At 62.5% G+C, this 16941-nt stretch carries 14 protein-coding genes; 7 read left to right on the top strand and 7 right to left on the bottom strand.

Annotated features, from left to right (window positions below):
• Nucleotides 1–354 precede the first annotated feature (354 nt).
• The 3 genes from AB5750_RS08490 to AB5750_RS08480 are packed head-to-tail and all read left to right on the top strand — an operon-like array spanning nt 355 to nt 4589.
• Entirely contained in the window at nt 355–861 is a 507-nt protein-coding gene (locus tag AB5750_RS08490; RefSeq protein WP_368146020.1) for a MarR family winged helix-turn-helix transcriptional regulator, read from the top strand.
• On the top strand, nt 854–2677 hold the full coding sequence (locus AB5750_RS08485) for an ABC transporter ATP-binding protein (RefSeq protein ID WP_368146019.1): 1824 nt from the start codon (nt 854–856) through the stop codon (nt 2675–2677). The genes AB5750_RS08490 and AB5750_RS08485 overlap by 8 nt, the downstream gene beginning before the upstream one ends.
• Nucleotides 2670–4589: an ABC transporter ATP-binding protein gene (locus tag AB5750_RS08480; RefSeq protein WP_368146018.1), complete on the top strand. Its 1920-nt coding sequence runs from the start codon at nt 2670–2672 to the stop codon at nt 4587–4589. The genes AB5750_RS08485 and AB5750_RS08480 overlap by 8 nt, the downstream gene beginning before the upstream one ends.
• 153 nt (nt 4590–4742) lie before the next feature.
• Here AB5750_RS08480 and AB5750_RS08475 read toward each other — a convergent pair whose 3' ends face one another.
• Nucleotides 4743–5621, bottom strand: coding sequence for a LysR family transcriptional regulator (locus AB5750_RS08475; protein ID WP_368146017.1), 879 nt, complete (start codon nt 5619–5621; stop codon nt 4743–4745).
• A gap of 233 nt (nt 5622–5854) precedes the next feature.
• On the opposite strand from AB5750_RS08475, the gene AB5750_RS08470 reads away from it, so the two are divergent.
• From AB5750_RS08470 to AB5750_RS08455, 4 genes are all read left to right on the top strand, one after another.
• On the top strand, nt 5855–6736 hold the full coding sequence (locus tag AB5750_RS08470; RefSeq protein ID WP_368146016.1) for an SDR family NAD(P)-dependent oxidoreductase: 882 nt from the start codon (nt 5855–5857) through the stop codon (nt 6734–6736).
• A 70-nt stretch (nt 6737–6806) separates the two neighbouring features.
• The gene (locus AB5750_RS08465; protein ID WP_368146015.1) at nt 6807–8063 is read left to right on the top strand and encodes an MFS transporter; all 1257 of its coding nucleotides are present in this window, start codon (nt 6807–6809) and stop codon (nt 8061–8063) included.
• Between the two features lie 67 nt (nt 8064–8130).
• The gene (locus AB5750_RS08460; RefSeq protein WP_368146014.1) at nt 8131–9171 is read left to right on the top strand and encodes a Gfo/Idh/MocA family protein; all 1041 of its coding nucleotides are present in this window, start codon (nt 8131–8133) and stop codon (nt 9169–9171) included.
• A gap of 215 nt (nt 9172–9386) precedes the next feature.
• Nucleotides 9387–11534, top strand: coding sequence for a Tex family protein (locus tag AB5750_RS08455; RefSeq protein WP_368146013.1), 2148 nt, complete (start codon nt 9387–9389; stop codon nt 11532–11534).
• A gap of 225 nt (nt 11535–11759) precedes the next feature.
• Here AB5750_RS08455 and AB5750_RS08450 read toward each other — a convergent pair whose 3' ends face one another.
• The 6 genes from AB5750_RS08450 to AB5750_RS08425 form a co-directional block, all read right to left on the bottom strand.
• Entirely contained in the window at nt 11760–12464 is a 705-nt protein-coding gene (locus AB5750_RS08450) for a transaldolase (RefSeq protein ID WP_368146012.1), read from the bottom strand.
• 211 nt (nt 12465–12675) lie between these two features.
• A complete protein-coding gene (locus AB5750_RS08445) occupies nt 12676–13074 on the bottom strand; it encodes an HAD family hydrolase (RefSeq protein ID WP_368146011.1) in 399 nt (132 codons plus the stop codon).
• A 44-nt stretch (nt 13075–13118) separates the two neighbouring features.
• On the bottom strand, nt 13119–14210 hold the full coding sequence (locus AB5750_RS08440; RefSeq protein WP_368146010.1) for an alpha/beta hydrolase: 1092 nt from the start codon (nt 14208–14210) through the stop codon (nt 13119–13121).
• Nucleotides 14211–14212: 2 nt separating this feature from the next.
• Nucleotides 14213–15157, bottom strand: coding sequence for an aldo/keto reductase (locus AB5750_RS08435; protein WP_055251950.1), 945 nt, complete (start codon nt 15155–15157; stop codon nt 14213–14215).
• Between the two features lie 97 nt (nt 15158–15254).
• Complete coding sequence (locus AB5750_RS08430) at nt 15255–16091, bottom strand: PTS system mannose/fructose/sorbose family transporter subunit IID (protein ID WP_055251948.1); 837 nt, start codon at nt 16089–16091, stop codon at nt 15255–15257.
• On the bottom strand, nt 16088–16882 hold the full coding sequence (locus AB5750_RS08425; protein WP_199412185.1) for a PTS mannose/fructose/sorbose/N-acetylgalactosamine transporter subunit IIC: 795 nt from the start codon (nt 16880–16882) through the stop codon (nt 16088–16090). Before AB5750_RS08425 ends, AB5750_RS08430 begins: the two co-directional genes overlap by 4 nt.
• Nucleotides 16883–16941 lie beyond the last annotated feature (59 nt).

Here is a 16941-nt window from a genome sequence, read left to right as displayed (position 1 = left end):
TATTACGAGCTCCTGTGCGAATTGAAGGGAGCGCTCCCGCAAACTGCCTATTGACAACTTATAGGAGCGTCGGTTTTCTTTTTACCAATTTCGGTATGGTCGACAATCCGCAGTTCAGCCCCGTAACCCGGCATAGTTTTGAAGTTAGTCATTGGGGACGTTCTTAAATGACTAGTCAAACAAGAACGTCCCCAACGACTAGTCGTTTAAGAACGTCCCCAACGACTACCCCGATGTTTTGCGGCGCCGTAACTAAATAAGTTTGGTACCTTGACATTCTTGTGTGGCACTCCTAGATTAGTTAGGCACAAAACAATTCCACTACCTAACTAAAGAAAGGAGCGATACGAATTCATGTGCGATGAACCCCTTAACCTTCGCCCGCATGAGCCCGGCGGCGATCCTTCGGAGCCGGCAGACGTGCCCGAAGCAGTTAACGGCGAAGACAAGCTCGCCAAGCGCATCCTGAGCGGCCTAGGCTTTTGCGGCCACTACATGCACTTTCACGGCGGCGGCGTGTCCGGCAAGGCGCCCATCGTCTGCCTGCTTGCCAAGCAGGAAAACGGCGAGATGTCGCAGCAGGAACTCGGCATGCACTTCGACCTCAAGCCGGGGTCGCTTTCCGAAATCTTGTCCAAGCTCGAGTGCGCCGGCATCATCGAGCGCAGCCGCAATCCAAAAGATCGCCGGCAGCTCACCATTCGCCTGACCGAGATCGGCTGGGAGAAGGCCCGCATCGACCAAGCCGCCCGCATCCGCTTTAGAGAGCAGGCCTTTAGTGCCCTCAACCACGACGAGCGTGAACAGCTTGCCGAGATGCTCGAGAAAATCCGCGTAACCTGGGAGGAACTGGATGATTAAAACCCTTATGGGCAGCATCCGCGATTACATGAAGGTCACGATCGCCACGCCGCTGCTGGTGCTTGGCGAGGTAATCTGCCAGATGATGATCCCGTTTATCACCGCCGACATGATCGACGCCATCAAGGACGGCACCGCCGTTACCGAGATGCTGCCCACCGCCGGCCTTCTCGTACTCATCGCGCTCACGTCGCTCGCCTTTGGTGCGGCAGCCGGCGTCACCTGCAGCCATGCGAGCTGCGGCTTCGCCAAGAACCTGCGTCACGACCTGTTCTACAAGATCCAGACGTTCAGCTTCGCGAACATCGACGAGTTCTCGAGCTCCTCGCTCGTCACCCGCCTCACCACCGACATCAACAACGTGCAGCAGGCCTTTATGATGCTCATCCGCATCGCCGTGCGCTCGCCGTTGGTGCTGATCTTCGCCTTTACCATGGCCTACGCCATGGGCGGCAGCGTCTCGTTTGTCTACCTGGTCATCATCCCACTGCTGGGCTTTGGCCTGTTCTTTATCATCTATAGGGTGCGCCCGATCTTTGCCCGCGTGTTCCGCAAGTACGACGCGCTCAACGAGTCGGTCGAGGAAAACGTCACCGGCATGCGCGTGGTCAAGAGCTACGTGCGCCAGGACTACGAGAAGGAGAAGTTCGCCACCGCCGCGCGCGATGTCCAGATGGACTTCACCCGCGCCGAGAAGCTGCTCGCCTTCAACAACCCCATGATGAACATCTGCGTCAACGGCGCGTTCGTCGTCATCATCTACCTGGGCTCCAAGCTCATCATCACGAGCCAGGGCACCCTGTTCGACGTGGGTCAGCTCTCCTCCATCTTTACCTACGGCTTCCAGATTCTGATGAGCCTAATGCAGCTGTCAATGATCTTTGTCATGGTGACCATGGCAGACGAGTCGGCGCACCGCATTACCGAGGTGCTGGCCGCCGAGCCCACGATCGCCAACCCGACCGAGCCCGTGCACGAGGTTGCCGACGGCTCCATCGACTTCGATCACGTGAGCTTTAAGTATTCCGAGCATGCCCGCCGCCAGGCGCTCGACGATATCGACCTGCATATTAAGAGCGGCGAGACCATCGGCATTATCGGTGGCACCGGCTCGGCCAAGTCGACGCTCGTGAACCTGATCGCCCGCCTGTACGATGTCACCGAGGGCACCGTGCGCGTCGGCGGCGTGGACGTGCGCGACTACGACCTGGACGCGCTGCGCCACCAGGTAGCCATGGTCCTGCAGAAAAACGTGCTGTTTAGCGGCACCATCGCCGAGAACCTGCGCTGGGGCGACCCGAACGCTACCGACGAGGAAGTCCGCGAGGCCGCACATCTGGCCTGCGCCGACGAGTTCGTCGACGGCTTCCCCAAGGGCTACGACACCTGGATCGAGCAGGGCGGCTCCAACGTTTCCGGTGGCCAGAAGCAGCGCCTGTGCATCGCGCGTGCCCTGCTGTGTCGCCCCAAGATCTTGATCCTGGACGACTCCACGAGCGCCGTCGACACCAAGACCGACGCCAAGATCCGCGAGGGCCTGGCGAGCTACCTGCCCAACACGACCAAGCTCATCATCGCCCAGCGCATCAGCTCCGTGCAGGACGCCGACCGCATCATCGTCATGGAGGGTGGCCGCATCAAGGACATCGGCAACCATGACGAGCTGCTCAAGACGAGCGAGATCTACCGCGAGACCTTTACCTCGCAAAACAAGATGAGTGCCGAGGGCGAGGAGGCGGCCGAGACCGTCGCAGCCAACACCGAGGCATCCGCGCCGCAAGCTCAGACCCAGGAAGGAGGCGAGGCACATGAGTAAGGCAGCTACCGCCGAGCGCGCGCGCAACCGCAAGGGCGGCACCATGACGCGCCTGATCAAGATGCTCTTTGGCTTCTACCCCGTGCTTTTGCCCCTCGTCGTCGCCGGCGTTGTGCTCTGCGCCATCATCAACTCCATCGGCGCGACGTTTCTCCAGAGCGCGCTGCAGGTCATTAGCGAATCGTGGCAGTCGGGCGACTGGACGGCCGCGCAGCCCAAGATTCTGAAGCTCGTGACCACCCTCGGCTGCATCTACGCCGTGGGCGTCGCCTCCTCGCTCTTCTGGAACCGTGCCATGGCCGTCATCACGCAGGGCTCGCTCGAGAAGCTGCGCGAAAAGATGTTCAACCGCATGCAGGACCTGCCGATTCGCTACTTCGACACGCACCAGCGCGGCGACATCATGAGCCACTACACCAACGACATCGACACGCTGCGTCAGATGATCAGCCAGTCGCTGCCCAACCTGCTCATGACGATCATCGTCATCGTCACCGTGTTCTTCATCATGCTGTACTACAGCGCGTGGATGTGCCTGGTCATCATTGCCGGCGTCGCCTTTATGACCTTTATGACCAAGCTGCTCGGCTCCAACTCCGCACGCTTCTTTATCGCGCAGCAGACCGAGCTCGGCGTGGTCGAGGGCCATATCGAGGAAGTCATGAACGGCCAGAAAGTCGTCAAGGCGTTCTGTCACGAGTCCGCTGCCGAGGCCGATTTTGACGAGCGCAACGAGAAGCTCTTCGAGGTCTCGCAGAAGGCCAACATGTACGCCAACATCCTCATGCCGATCCTCGGGAACCTGGGCGACTTGCTCTACGTGCTGGTCGCGCTGACCGGCGGCATCTTCCTGGCGCTGGGCGTGCCCAACCTGAGCCTCTCGGGCATGGCGCTCTCCATCGCCGTCGTGGTGCCGTTCCTCAACATGACCAAGCAGTTCTGCGGCCAGATCGGCCAGATCTCGCAGCAGATCAACGCCGTGGTCATGGGCCTTGCCGGCGCCGAGCGCATCTTTGAGCTGCTCGACGAGGAGCCCGAAGCCGACGAGGGCTACGTGACGCTTGTCAACGCACAGGTGAATCCCGACACCTGGCAGCTCGAGGAGGCCGACCACCACACCGGTATGTGGGCCTGGAAGCACCCGCACCGCGCGACCGGCGAGATCGAGTACGTGCCGCTGCGTGGCGACCTGGTCATGGACAACGTGGACTTTGGCTACACGCCCGACCACGAGGTGCTGCACGGCGTGTCTGTGTACGCCAAGCCGGGCCAGAAGGTCGCGTTTGTCGGCGCCACCGGTGCCGGCAAGACGACCATCACCAACCTCATCAACCGCTTCTACGACATTGCCGACGGCAAGATCCGCTACGACGGCATCAACGTCAACAAGATTCGCAAGTCCGATCTGCGTCGCTCGCTCGGCGTGGTGCTGCAGGACGTGAACCTGTTCACCGGCACCGTCATGGACAACATCCGCTACGGCAACCTGGACGCCACCGACGAGGAGTGCATCAAGGCGGCCAAGCTCGCGGGAGCGGACGACTTTATCACCCGCCTGCCCGACGGCTACGACACCATGCTCACCGGTAACGGCGCGCAGCTGTCGCAGGGCCAGCGCCAGCTGATCTCGATCGCGCGCGCCGCCGTCGCCGATCCGCCGGCGATGATTCTGGACGAGGCCACGAGCTCCATCGACTCCCGCACCGAGGCAATCGTGCAGGCGGGCATGGACAAGCTCATGGAGGGCCGCACGACGTTTGTCATCGCACACCGCCTGAGCACCGTGCGCAACTCCGACGCGATCATCTGCCTGGACCACGGCCGCATCATCGAGCGCGGCAACCACGACGAGCTGATCGCCAAGCGCGGGTATTACTACCAGCTCTATACCGGAGCGTTTGAGCTGGAGTAGGACCGGTTACTGACGGAGGGCGCCCCGGGGGCGCCCTCCTGCGCGCGATCAGCCCGTCATTAAAAACGGAATAAAAGTTTGCGAGGCCCTGGCCGTTTGGCCAGGGCCTCGTTTTGTGTGACAAAGGGACTGTCCCTTTGTCACACAAATTAACTACTTGAGGAGTTGGGCCATGGCGTTGACGAATTTTTGCACTTGAAGGGTGGGCTCGAGCGGGTAGTGCAGAAAGACCGGCACCTCGCGGCCGCACAGGAACGGCACGCCCACAAAGGCCGGGTGCACCCCCGACCACGCCCCGCAGGTGAGCACCGCGTCGCCCTTTTCCTCCGCCTCGTTAAAGAGCGCAAAGTCAAAGCTATCCACATCGATCACGTCCACACCGCCGTCGGCCAACAGGTCGATGCGCAGGCTATCCATGGCATCGTTGCCGTGGCGCAGTACGCGCAGGCGCATGCCCTCCAAGTCGGCGACCGTGATGCGCGTCTTGCGCGCCAGCGGGCTCGTGCGCGGCAGGTCGATATAAAACGGCACGTTGACGATGCGGAGCTTTTGGCAGGTGTCGCCCCAGCGCGGAGTCGAAAAACTCGACTGCACCACATCGACCTCGCGGCCCAAGCTGCACATGACGGTCTCGCGCTCGTCGTAGAGGTCGCTTACCGGCACAATCTCAAATCGCAGCGACGGCTCCAGATCGTGAATGCCCGTCCACATCGACAGTGTCTGGCGCCCCGGGCACATCATCGACACGCCCAGGCGCACGGCGCCGCCATCGCCTGCCGCGCGTCGGGCGCGACGCAGCACGTCCTCGGACTGGCGCATGATCGAGCGCGCGTCGTCCACCAGCAGAGCGCCCGCCGGCGTCACCTTGACGCCCGAATGCGAGCGCTCGAACAACGTGATGCCAAATTCGGCCTCAAAGCCCGACACCTGTTTGACGAGTGCCGGGGTCGATACGCGCAATTTTGCCGCGGCGCGCGAGAAGCTTCCCAGCTCCGCAGCGGCCGATATGGCCTCGAGTCGTCGATCGTACACGTCAATCTCCCGTTTCCAGACGTATGGCCATGCGCGGCCGAAGGGGGTCGTTTTGGCAGGTCACATACTCAATTAAGGACAAACCGCCTTGCGAGCTATAAACCATTGGTTTACGCCATTCTAACAAATATGCAATTCACCTGCGCAAATCCAAAGCATACTATAACCAGCGAAAACCACGTGGGTCGATTAATGGGAGCGACCCACAGGGAGGCACAAGAAGGGAAGTTCCTATGAGCAACTGGCTTAAGCTCGAGGGCGATGTCTGCGCCGTGACCGGCGCACTCGGCGGCATGGGCGTCGAGATTTGCCGCGAGTTCGCCCGCAATGGCGCCAACGTCGTCATGCTCGACCTGGACGAGGAGAAGGTCAAGGCCGCTGCCGCCGACCTCGCTGCCGAGTTTGGCATCCACGCCGAGGGCTACAAGATGAACGCCACCGACGAGGCCGAGGTTCAGGCCGCCGTCGACGCCACCATCGCCAACTTCGGCCGCGTCGACGTCCTCGTCAACACCGCCGGCATCCTGCGCTTCGCCGCTATGGAGGACCTGCCGCTGAGCGACTGGGAGCAGGTGCTCAACGTCAACCTCACCGGCTACTTCATCACCTCGCAGCGCTTTGGTCGCGAGATGATCAAGGCCGGCCAGGGCCGCCTGGTGCACATCTCCACCGTCGCCAGCCACTCCCCCGAGACGTTCTCTGGCGTATACAGCTCCACCAAGGCCGGCGTCAACATGATGTCCAAGATGCTTGCCGCCGAGTGGGGCCCGTATGGCGTGCGCTCCAACTGCGTCGAGCCCTGCTTCGTCAAGACCCCCATGTCGGCCAACTTCTATGCCGACCCCGAGGTCGAGAAGAGCCGCAGCCGCCTGATCGCCACGCGCCGCATCGGCGAGGTCAGCGATATCGCCAACGCCGTCATGTTCCTGGCGTCCAAGCGCTCGGACTTTACTACCGGCGACGCCATCAAGGTCGATGGCGGTTTCTCCAACATGATGGGCGACCTCACCGCTAAGCCCGGCGGCCGTCGCGCATACGCCGACAACTACCTTAAGAACAAGGGTGTCGAGCTCTGGTCCGATGAATCCGGCGTCGCTAAGCCGACCGACCAGTAAACCAGCCCGGTAGAGAGGGGCGCGGGACAAATCCCCCCCCCCCCCCCCCGCATCGATTAGAAAGAGTCCAATGGCTTCCACCAACTCCAACAAGGGTCGCGCCGTCGTGCTTTCCGCCGCGTGCGTCACCATGTTCTTCATCAGCTCCATCGCTCTGTATTCCGTTGTGAGCAAGAACCTGCTCGCCGTCTACCCCGAGTGGTCGAGCGCTCTTGCCTGGGCTTTCCCGGTCTTTCAGACCATCATGGCCGTGACGGGCATCTTCGCCGGCCGCATCTCCGACAAAATCGGCCCGCGCAACGTCGTGATCGCCGCCGCCGTGTGCTACGGCGTGGGCTGGTTCATGTCCGGCACCGTCACCGAGCCATGGCAGTTCTACCTGTGGTTCTCGCTCGTCGCCGCCATCGGCAACGGCCTGGGCTACAACCCGGCGCTCACCACCGGCCAAAAGTGGTTCATCGACAAGAAGGGTCTCGCCTCCGGCATCACCCTGGCCGCTTCGACCGCCGGTCCCGCCGTGCTGTCCCCGGTACTCGCCTCGCTGCTCATCCCGAGCCTGGGCATCTTTGGCGCCCTCAAGGCACTCGGCGTCATCTTCTTTGTGACGATCGCCGCCTCCGCCCTGTTCCTGAAGGCCCCCGAGGCCGGTTGGCTGCCCGAGGGCTTCGAGGCCCCCAAGGGTGGCGCACATGCCGGCACCTTCGGTGACCTCACCCCGGGCGAGATGGTCAAGACCCCGCGCTTCTGGGTCCTCATCGTCACCTTCGCCTTTGCCGCCACCGCGGGCACCCTGCTCGTGGGCAAGGTTGCCTCCATCGCCGCCGTCCAGCTCTTCGCCGACCCCACGAGCGCCGCGGCCGTCGCCCTCGGCGGTGTGGTCGTCTCCGTCAACACCTGCGCCAACCTGGTCGGTCGTCTGTCCTTTGGCCAGATCATCGACAAGCTCGGCGCCTATAAGTCGCTGCTCATCAGCCTTGTCGTCACCATCGTCGCGCTCGTCATCATGTCGATGAGCTTTACGCAGAGCATGTTCTTTGTGGCGCTCGCCCTGCTCGGCTTTAGCTTTGGCGCCCTGCTCGTCATCTACCCGCCGCTCACTGGTGGCGCCTTCGGCACCAGCAACATCGGCGTCAACTACGGCATCATGTTTTTGGGTTACGCCGCCTCCACCTGGATCAGCCAGCCCATCACCGCCGTGCTGTATCACGCCGAGGCCGGCAGCGCCGCCTACCAGCAGTCCTTCTACGGTGCCATCGTAATCGCCGCAATCGCCGTCGTGCTCACCGTCTACATGATGGTCTCCGACAGCAAGAAGAAGTCCGCCTAGTTTTGCTTGATGCGGCAAGGACCGCCCCCTTGCCGCATTCCACCGCCACCAGTATTAAGGAGTCGAAATGTCTGAGCTCAACCCCGTCCGCATTGCCGTTATCGGCGCCGGCGCCATGGGCCGCAACCACATCCGCTTTGTCACCGAGGAGCCCGAGGCCGAGCTCGTCGCCATCGCCGACGCCTTTGAGGGCGCCCGCGCCACGGCCGAGGCCGCCGGCGTGCCGTTCTATACCGATCCCGCCCAGATGATGGACGAGGTCAAGCCCGAGGCCGTCATTATCGCCACCCCCAACGACCTGCACCTGGGCGTTGCTCGCGAGGCCATCAAGCGCAACATCGTGCCGCTGGTCGAAAAGCCGATCTCCAACGATCTCGAGGATGCCCAGGCCTTCGCCGCCGAGGCCGAGACCGCCGGCGTGCCCGTGCTCGTGGGTCAGCACCGTCGCCACAACCCCTTCGTTAACAAGGCCAAGGAGATCATCGAGTCCGGCGAGCTGGGCAAGCTCACCGTGTCGAGCTTCCACTATATGATCTATAAGAATGACGAGTACTTCGATGTCGAGTGGCGCCGCAAGAAGGGTGCCGGCCCGATCCTGGTCAACCTGGTGCACGACGTCGATCTGCTCCGCTACCTGCTGGGCGAGCCCGTCGCCGTCCAGGGCATGCAGTCCAGCGCCGCCCGCGGTTTTGAGACCGAGGACTCCGCCGTAGTCAACGTCCGCTTTGCCGATGGCGCGCTTGCGAGCATGACCATCTCCGACGCCACCGCCAGCCCCTGGAACTGGGAGGCCACTGCTCGCGAGGATCCGCAGTACCGTCCCTTCGACGCCGACGCCTACTTTATCGGCGGCACCAAGGGCGCCCTGTCGCTGCCCCGCCTGCACCAGTTCTCCTACGACGGCGCCTCCAACTGGCACAAGCCGCTGCAGATGGAGATCCCGGCCGTGGACCCGGCGCTGCCGCACAAGATGCAGCTCAAGCACTTTGTGAAGGTCGTCCGCCGCGAGGTCGAGCCCGTCGTGACCCCCGCCGACAACGTCAAGACGCTCACGCTTCTCAACGCCGTCAAGGAGGCCGCCGAGACCGGCCAACTCGTCGAGTTGTAATGCCCCAGGGCAGGCCGCGGCAGCAACCCTGTGCCGAGCCCCTCGGCCCGCTGTCAACAAGTCCCTCTTCTTTGCCCCGCGAGCAGCCCCTGCCCGCGGGGCATTTTGGCAACTTGGGGACGATTTGGCAGTTCAAATTGACTGCTTTGATAGAGCGGCGGGTGGTATCCTTGGTAGCCCTGTGCTGCAAACGCACCTTAAACGCAAGGAGTCCCATGGATCTTATCGCCCAGCTTGCCCGCGAGCTCAACCTTAAGGCCGTCAATGTCGAGGCGGCCGTCAAGCTCATCGACGAGGGCAACACCATCCCCTTCATCTCGCGCTACCGCAAGGAAGCCACGGGCGGCATGGACGACGTCGCCCTGCGCGCACTCGACGAGCGCCTGTCCTACCTGCGCAATCTTGAGCAGCGCAAAGAGGACGTCATTCTGCTCATCGACGCCCAGGGCAAACTCACGCCCGAACTCGAGCAGCAGATTCGCGAGGCCACGCAGCTCCAGCGCGTCGAGGACCTCTACAAGCCCTACCGCAAAAAGCGCATGACCCGCGCGCAGAAGGCTCGCGAGGCAGGCCTGGAGCCACTCGCCAACATGATCATCATGCAGGCCTCGGCCAAGGGCAGCGCACTCGACGCCGCCGCGGCATACGTCAACGAGGAGGCCGGCTTCGACACGCCCGAGAAGGCGCTCGCCGGCGCGGCCGACATCGTGGCCGAGACGGTGGCCGAAGACCCCGAGAACGTCGCCGACCTGCGCGCCTTTACGCAAAACACCGCCGACATCGTCGTCGAGGCCACCGACCCCGCCGAAAAGACTCCCTACGAGCCGTACTACAGCTATGATGAGCCGCTGCGCCGTATACCCAACCACCGCGTGCTGGCTATCGACCGCGGTGAGCGCGAGGGCAAGCTCCGCGTGCGCGTGAACGTCGACGGCGCTGCCGCCACGGCGCGCCTCGGCAGCCGTTGGCCCCGACGCCAGGGTGTGTTTGCTCCCGTCTTCGATGCCGCCATCGCCGACGGCTACAAGCGCCTCATGGCCCCCTCGCTGGAGCGCGAGGCCCGCGCCAAACTCACCGTTCGCGCCCAGACCGAGGCCATCAACGTTTTTGCCAAGAATCTCGAGGGCTTGCTCTCGGCACGCCCCGTCCGTGGCGCCCGCGTACTCGCGCTCGACCCGGGCTACCGCACCGGCTGCAAGGTCGCCGTCATGGACGAGACCGGCAAGCTGCTCGACCACGGCGTGGTCTACCCCACCAAGCCGCGCCACGACGTCGCCGGCACCAAGCGCGAGCTCGCCCGCCTCGTCAAGAAGGACGGCGTCAACACCATCGTCATCGGCAACGGCACCGCCAGCCGCGAGACCGAGGAAGTCGTCTCGGAGTTCATTGCCGAGCAGGCGCCCAGCCTTCGCTACACCATCGTCAACGAGGCCGGCGCGTCGGTGTATTCCGCCTCCGAGCTCGCGAGCCAGGAGTATCCCGATCTGGATGTCACCGTGCGCGGCGCCATGAGCTTGGGTCGTCGCCTGCAGGACCCGCTGGCAGAGCTCGTCAAGATTCCGCCCCAGTCCATCGGCGTGGGCCAATACCAGCACGACCTTGACCAGGCCGAGCTCTCGCGCACGCTGGGCCACGTGGTGGAGGACGTCGTCAACCGTGTGGGCGTCGATGTAAACACCGCGAGCGCGAGCCTGCTGGGATACGTATCGGGCATCACGCCGAGCGTGGCCAAGAATATCGTGGCTTTCCGCGAGGAAAACGGCGCCTTTACCGATCGCCGCCAGCTCAAGAAGGTCTCCAAGCTGGGGCCCAAGGCATATCTCAACGCCGCGGGCTTCCTGCGCATCAGCGGTGGCAAGAACCCGCTCGACGCGACGAGCGTCCACCCCGAAAGCTACGAGGTGGCCACGTCCGTCCTGGAACGCGCCGGCGTTAAAGCCAGCGAGCTCAGCCGTGGCGGCGTGCCCGATATCGAGCGCCGTCTGGGCAGCATCTCGGCGCTGGCAAGCGACCTGGACTGCGGCACCCTGACGCTCATCGACATCGTCAACGAGCTCAAGAAGCCCGGTCGCGACCCGCGCGACGACGCGCCCGAGGTGGTCTTTAGCCGCTCGGCACTTTCCATCGACGACCTGGAGCCCGGCATGGAGCTCAAGGGCACAGTGCGCAACGTCGTCGACTTTGGCGCCTTCGTCGACGTGGGCGTGCACCAGGACGGCCTCGTGCACATCTCCAAACTGGCCAACCGCTTCGTCAAGCACCCCAGCGACGTGGTGCGCGTCGGTGACACGGTCAAGGTGTGGGTCGAGAAGGTCGATCGCGACCGCAAGAAGATCTCGCTCACCATGGTACAGGGCAAGTAAACCGCCAAAGCAAAGGTACCCCCTGTAGCGACGTGCAAAATCGCGAGTATTCTGCAAATTCCACCGTTCCGGATGCCCCTCAGAGACGAAAAAGCAAAAAACAGCCCCCGTTTTAGCGTCGTCAGAGCCAAAACGGGGGCCGTTCCATGCTTCGGTTAACTGATAAAGACCTTTACCTTGCTGAATACTCGCGATTTTGCACGTCGCTACAGGGGGTACCCTTGCTTACGGCAGAATATGAAAGCCGAGCGAGGCGATATCCTTGGCAAAGCCGCGGACGGTGTCGAGCGAGACCTCGTACGGGTCGCGGCCGATGTTCTTGCGCTTGGCCAGGATGCTGTTGGGCACCGTGATGATCTGGCAACCGCAGGCCTCGGCCTGGTAAATGTTGATGAGCTCGCGCGTGGAAGCCCACAGGACCTCACAGTTGGGCTTGGCAGCGGCCTTCTTGACCGACTCCGTCATAAACGGAATGGGGTCGACGCCGGCATCGGCGATACGGCCGGCAAAGAGCGAGATAATAGACGGCGTCTCGGTGTCAACGGCCTCGACCATCTCGTCAACCTGCCCGGGAGTAAAGATGGTGGTGACGTTGACCTTGATGCCGTCGGCCGAAAGCTTGCGCACCAGCTCGGCGGTGGACTCGCCCTTGGTGGTCACGCACGGAATCTTGACGTAGACGTTCTCGGCCCAGGTAGCGATCTCGCGGGCCTCGACCTCCATGGTCTCGACGTCGTCGGCAAATACCTCAAACGAGACGGATACATCGGTGATGTGGGCCAGGACCTCCTTGGCAAACGCGCGGTAATCCGTCACGCCGCCCTTCTTCATAAGGGACGGGTTGGTCGTGAAACCCTGAACGTTGCCGTTCTCGTACATGTCGAGCATGCCCTCGAGGTTTGCACCATCAGCGAACACCTTGATTGCCATCTGCCTGATTCCTTTCGTTAGCATACGGCCGATAAACTGCTAAACACTTTACCTACGTTTATCAAGGCGTGAACTGCGGTTTTTTATCTTCTCGGCGAACGGTATAAACGCTTTAGCGTTTTTGAGCACACCTTCCAGCAGCAAAACGATTTTGCAGGGCGGGCCCATTTGAGCCGCCCGCCGCGGGTGAACGGTAATTGGGCGGTTCCCGCTAGATCAACCCAAAGTGGCGCATCGCCGTGACGGTGCCGTCGTGCTCGACGTCGTCGGTCACATAGTCGGCGACCGCCTTGACCTCGGGCATGGCGTTGCCCATGGCGACAGCCATCTCGACAGCGGCGAGTATGCCCAGGTCGTTGCCCGAATCGCCGAAGCCAAAGGTGTGCGCGTTACGGCTGCATCCCAGATACTCCAGTGCTTGCGCCACGCCCACGCCCTTGTCAATGCCCTTGGGGCTCAGCTCGCGGTTTGCTTGCTGGGCTCGCTTGGAAGATCGGCGGTAAACGCGTCTCCCAGTCAATCCGGCACCGCCGAGGCAAACCCCACACGCGCCCGCCGGCAAGCGGCACGCGCCCGCCAACGCAAAGGTCCGGCGGGACGCACCTAGCATCCCGCCGGACCGTCACTCGTCCAGGAGGTCGCCGCGACGAGCCCCTAGATCTTCGCAAGCTCCTCGGAGATGACGCGACAGACATCCTCAGCCTGAGGCATCACGCCGTACATCTCGAAGAAGCCGTGGTCGCAGCCGCGATAACGAATCGCAGTGACGTCAACGCCCGCATCCTGCAGCCTCTTCGCGAACAGCTCGTCCTGATAGCGCAGATAGTCATACTCGGAAGAGATGATGACCGTGCGGGGGAACGCGCTCACGTCCTCCGCGAACAGCGCGGAAATCAGCGGGTCGAGCATCTTGTCCGCATCGCCGTTGACGTACATGGGCGGAAGGTCGTTGTTGGCGAGGCGAATGCGATCAACCCTGCTCAGCGCCTCGGGCCTCTGCTCATCCACGACCTCGTACAGGTCATAGGACCACTCATCCGGAACGGGACCGCCATCAACGAGCGGATAAAGCTCGACAACCGCCTTGATCCTATCCGCGTGAGAGCCCTCGAGCACGACGGCATTCGACAGGCTGCCACCCGCAGAGTCACCAGCCACGGCAATGCGAGTCGCATCAACGCCCAGCTCGTCAGCGTGATCGACAAGCCAGTCGAGCGTCTTCACGCAGTCCTCGACGCCACCCGGGAACATCGTCTCGGGAGACAGGCGGTACTCCGGATAGATCGCGACGCAACCCGTGCGCTCCACGATGTCGCGCAGGCAGTTCTCGTACTGGCCGATGTTGCCCACCATGAACCCGCCGCCATGGATGAACACGAGCGCGGCAGACCCATCCTCGTGCCCCTCCGGCGTGAAGATGTGCAGCGGAATGCCCTTGTCGCCGAAGTTCATGACGACGGTCCTCTTGGCAACGTTCGCGCCCCTCACGACGTGGGTCTCCTTGTTGGGCGCGGAGCGCCACGCGATCACGTCCACCGGTCCGGCCGGCGCCGACCCCGCCGCAGGAGCCGCAGCGAGCTTCGCGTGCGCACGAGCATAGACGCGCGGATCGAGCACGTGCTCGCGGTCGTCACCCGGCACGGGCTTCAGCATCAGCCTCAGGCCGTTAGGCTCGACAACCTCCCTCGCGCCACTCTCAAGCACCTCAAGCTCGGAAGTGGGGTACTTCCTATCCTCGGCGCTCATGGCTAGCCGATCTTCAGCTCGTCGAGCCTGGCGTCGAGCTTGGCCATCTCGTCGGCGGAAAGCTCCCACTCGAACGTCTCGCAGTTCTGAATCGCGTGGGCGTCCGTGCGCACGCCCACGAGAGCGGTGCCCACGTACTCCTTCTGGGTGCTCCAGTTCACGGCAACCTGCGCCACGGGTTTGTCGTGGGCCTCGGCAATCTCGTCCATGACCTTGAGCAGCTCCTGGACGCGCGAGAACTTGGGCTCCCGGAAGTAGTCGTAGAAGCCACCGCGGACGTCGCCTTCCTCGAACTTCGTCAGCTCGCGGAACTTGCCCGACAGGATGCCCGCGCCAAGGGAGCCATAGGTGAAGGAGTCGATGCCACGCTCGTAGCCCCACTTGATGAGGTCCTCGGAGGAGCGGTCAACCATAGAGTAGGGCGGCTGCTGGACGTCAATCTGAGCGACCTTCTCGCACTCCTCGATCATCTCGGTCGTGAAGTTGGAGACGCCGATGTGGCGAATCTTGCCCTGCTCCTTGAGGAGCTGGAGGGCGCACATCGTCTCGGAGAACGGAGTCTTAGCGTCGGGCCAGTGCACGAAGTAGAAGTCGATGTAGTCGGTGCGGAGGTTGCGCAGCGAGCTCTCGACCTCCCTCATGATGTTCTTGAACGAGGAGTCGCGGTCATAGCCGGCGGCGCTGGTGATCAGGCCAACCTTGGTCGAGAGCAGGTAGCTCTCTCTGTCGACGCCCCTGAGCGCGTTGCCGACGACCTTCTCGGACGTGCCGTTGCCATAGCACGGCGCGGTGTCGATGAGGTTGACGCCGTGATCGAGCATGGTGCGGATGGCGGACATGCTGGCGGCGTCATCGTTCTCACCAAAGGAGTCGCCGCCGATCGCCCAGGTGCCCACAGCGAGCTGGGAGACGTCGACATCGGAATTCTTGAGGTGCGTGTAGCGCATGTTCTCTCCTTCTAATGGGGCGGCACGCGTCGAATGTCCTCGATCGCGTGCCGCCGGGAATTGCCTTAAACAAGCTTCGAATGATCCGGAAGCCGCCCTACACGATGCCCACGAGGCCGAGGACGAGCGCCAGAATCATGATGCCAACCAGGATGATGTTGACGTTCACGTTCTTCTTGCGCAGGAGCCAGAGGACGACGAGCGTAAGCCCCAGGGGCACGATGCCCTTGAAGATCGAGTCGAGGTAGGTCTGGATCATGACGGGGTCAGAGTCCTGAACCGGAATGGACAGGATCGTGTTGAATTGGACGTTCGCCGCAGTCATGGCACCGATCATCACGAGGCCAACCGTGGAGGTCGCCTTGGTGATGAGCTTCATGAGACCACCCTCGTACATCTCGGAGATGAAGTTGGTGCCCATGCTGAAGCCGAGGTAGGTCATGAAGTATCGGCAGAGGATCGACGGGATGTTGTAGATCAGCAAGAACATGATCGCGCCGAGGGGCGAGCCGCTCATGGCGAGGTTGATGCCAATGCCGGCAGCGATGACACGCAGGACGCCCCAGAAGATTGCGTCACCGATGCCGGACATCGGGCCCATCAGGGAAACCTTGATGCCGTCGATGGACTCGGTGTCGAAGTCTTCGTGCTGCGAGTTCTCCCTCTCCATGGAGGCGACGAGGCCCATGGCGAACGTGCCGACGTTCTGGGTAATGTTGTACCAAGTCGTGTGACGCTTCATGGCTTCGGCACGGGCCTCGGGGTCATCGGCGTAGTAGCGGTTAAGCGCGGGCTGGACGGAGTACAGCCAGCCGTCGGCGCCAGCCTTGACGGAACCGCCGGCGCAGGAGGCGAACACGGAGAAAGAGCGCAGGAAAATGCTGTTGAGCATCTTCTTGTCTTCAGGGCTCACATTCTTGGTCAGGTTGCTCATGCGAAGAAATCCTCCTCGTCGCTGGTTACAGAGTCGTTGGAAACGGCCTGGGTGGCCAAGCCCTTCTTGGTGAGATCGAAAATCTCCTTGTCGCGGAGGGCGGAGGCAACCGCGATGATGACGCCGAGAACCGCGATGGCGATCATCGGGAGGCCGAGGTACTGGTAGAGCGTGAAGCCCAGGAAGAAGTAGATGCTGAGCTCGGTGCTCCACAGCATCTGGAGCAGGAGCGCCATACCAACGGCGGGCAGGAGGGCGCCCACGGCGTTGAGGCCGCTCATGACATTGGCCGGAATCTGGTTGACGATAGCGGCAACGGGCTCAGCGCCAAGGTAAACGCCGAGGAAGGCGATGAGGCCAAAGGCGGCGTACTTAACGAACCAGAGAACGAAGTGCTGAAGCGCGAGGCCCTTCTCGTTGCCCTCGGCGGCCATCTTGTCAAAGGTGGCGGCGAAGAACGCGAGGAACACGTTGTTCATGAAGATCGAGAGGAACGCGGTGACGACGCCAACGGGAACGGCCAGCGTGATGGCGGCGCCTTGGTCGATGCCGGCGCCAACGGTGAAGGCGACGGCGAGGGCGGTCGCGGTAACGGGCTCGGCGGAGATGGCGCCACCGATGTTAACCGCGCCCATGAAGATTGCCTCGAGAGAGGCACCGATGATGACACCGGTCTTGACGTCGCCCATCAGAAGGCCCGCAACGAGGCCGACCACGAGAGGACGCTCGATCATACACTGACCGAGAACCCAGTTGCCGCCGTAGCAAATCAGCACGGTCAACCAGGCCATTACTGCTAACCCAATCATTTGACTTCCTTTCTCTCATTTCATTTGACCGCTGGCCAAAT

The organism is Collinsella aerofaciens, assembly GCF_040926185.1.
Taxonomy (GTDB): domain Bacteria; phylum Actinomycetota; class Coriobacteriia; order Coriobacteriales; family Coriobacteriaceae; genus Collinsella; species Collinsella aerofaciens_BC.
The sequence above is the reverse complement of the archived record's forward strand: the minus strand, read 5'-3'. Positions and strand labels throughout refer to the sequence as shown.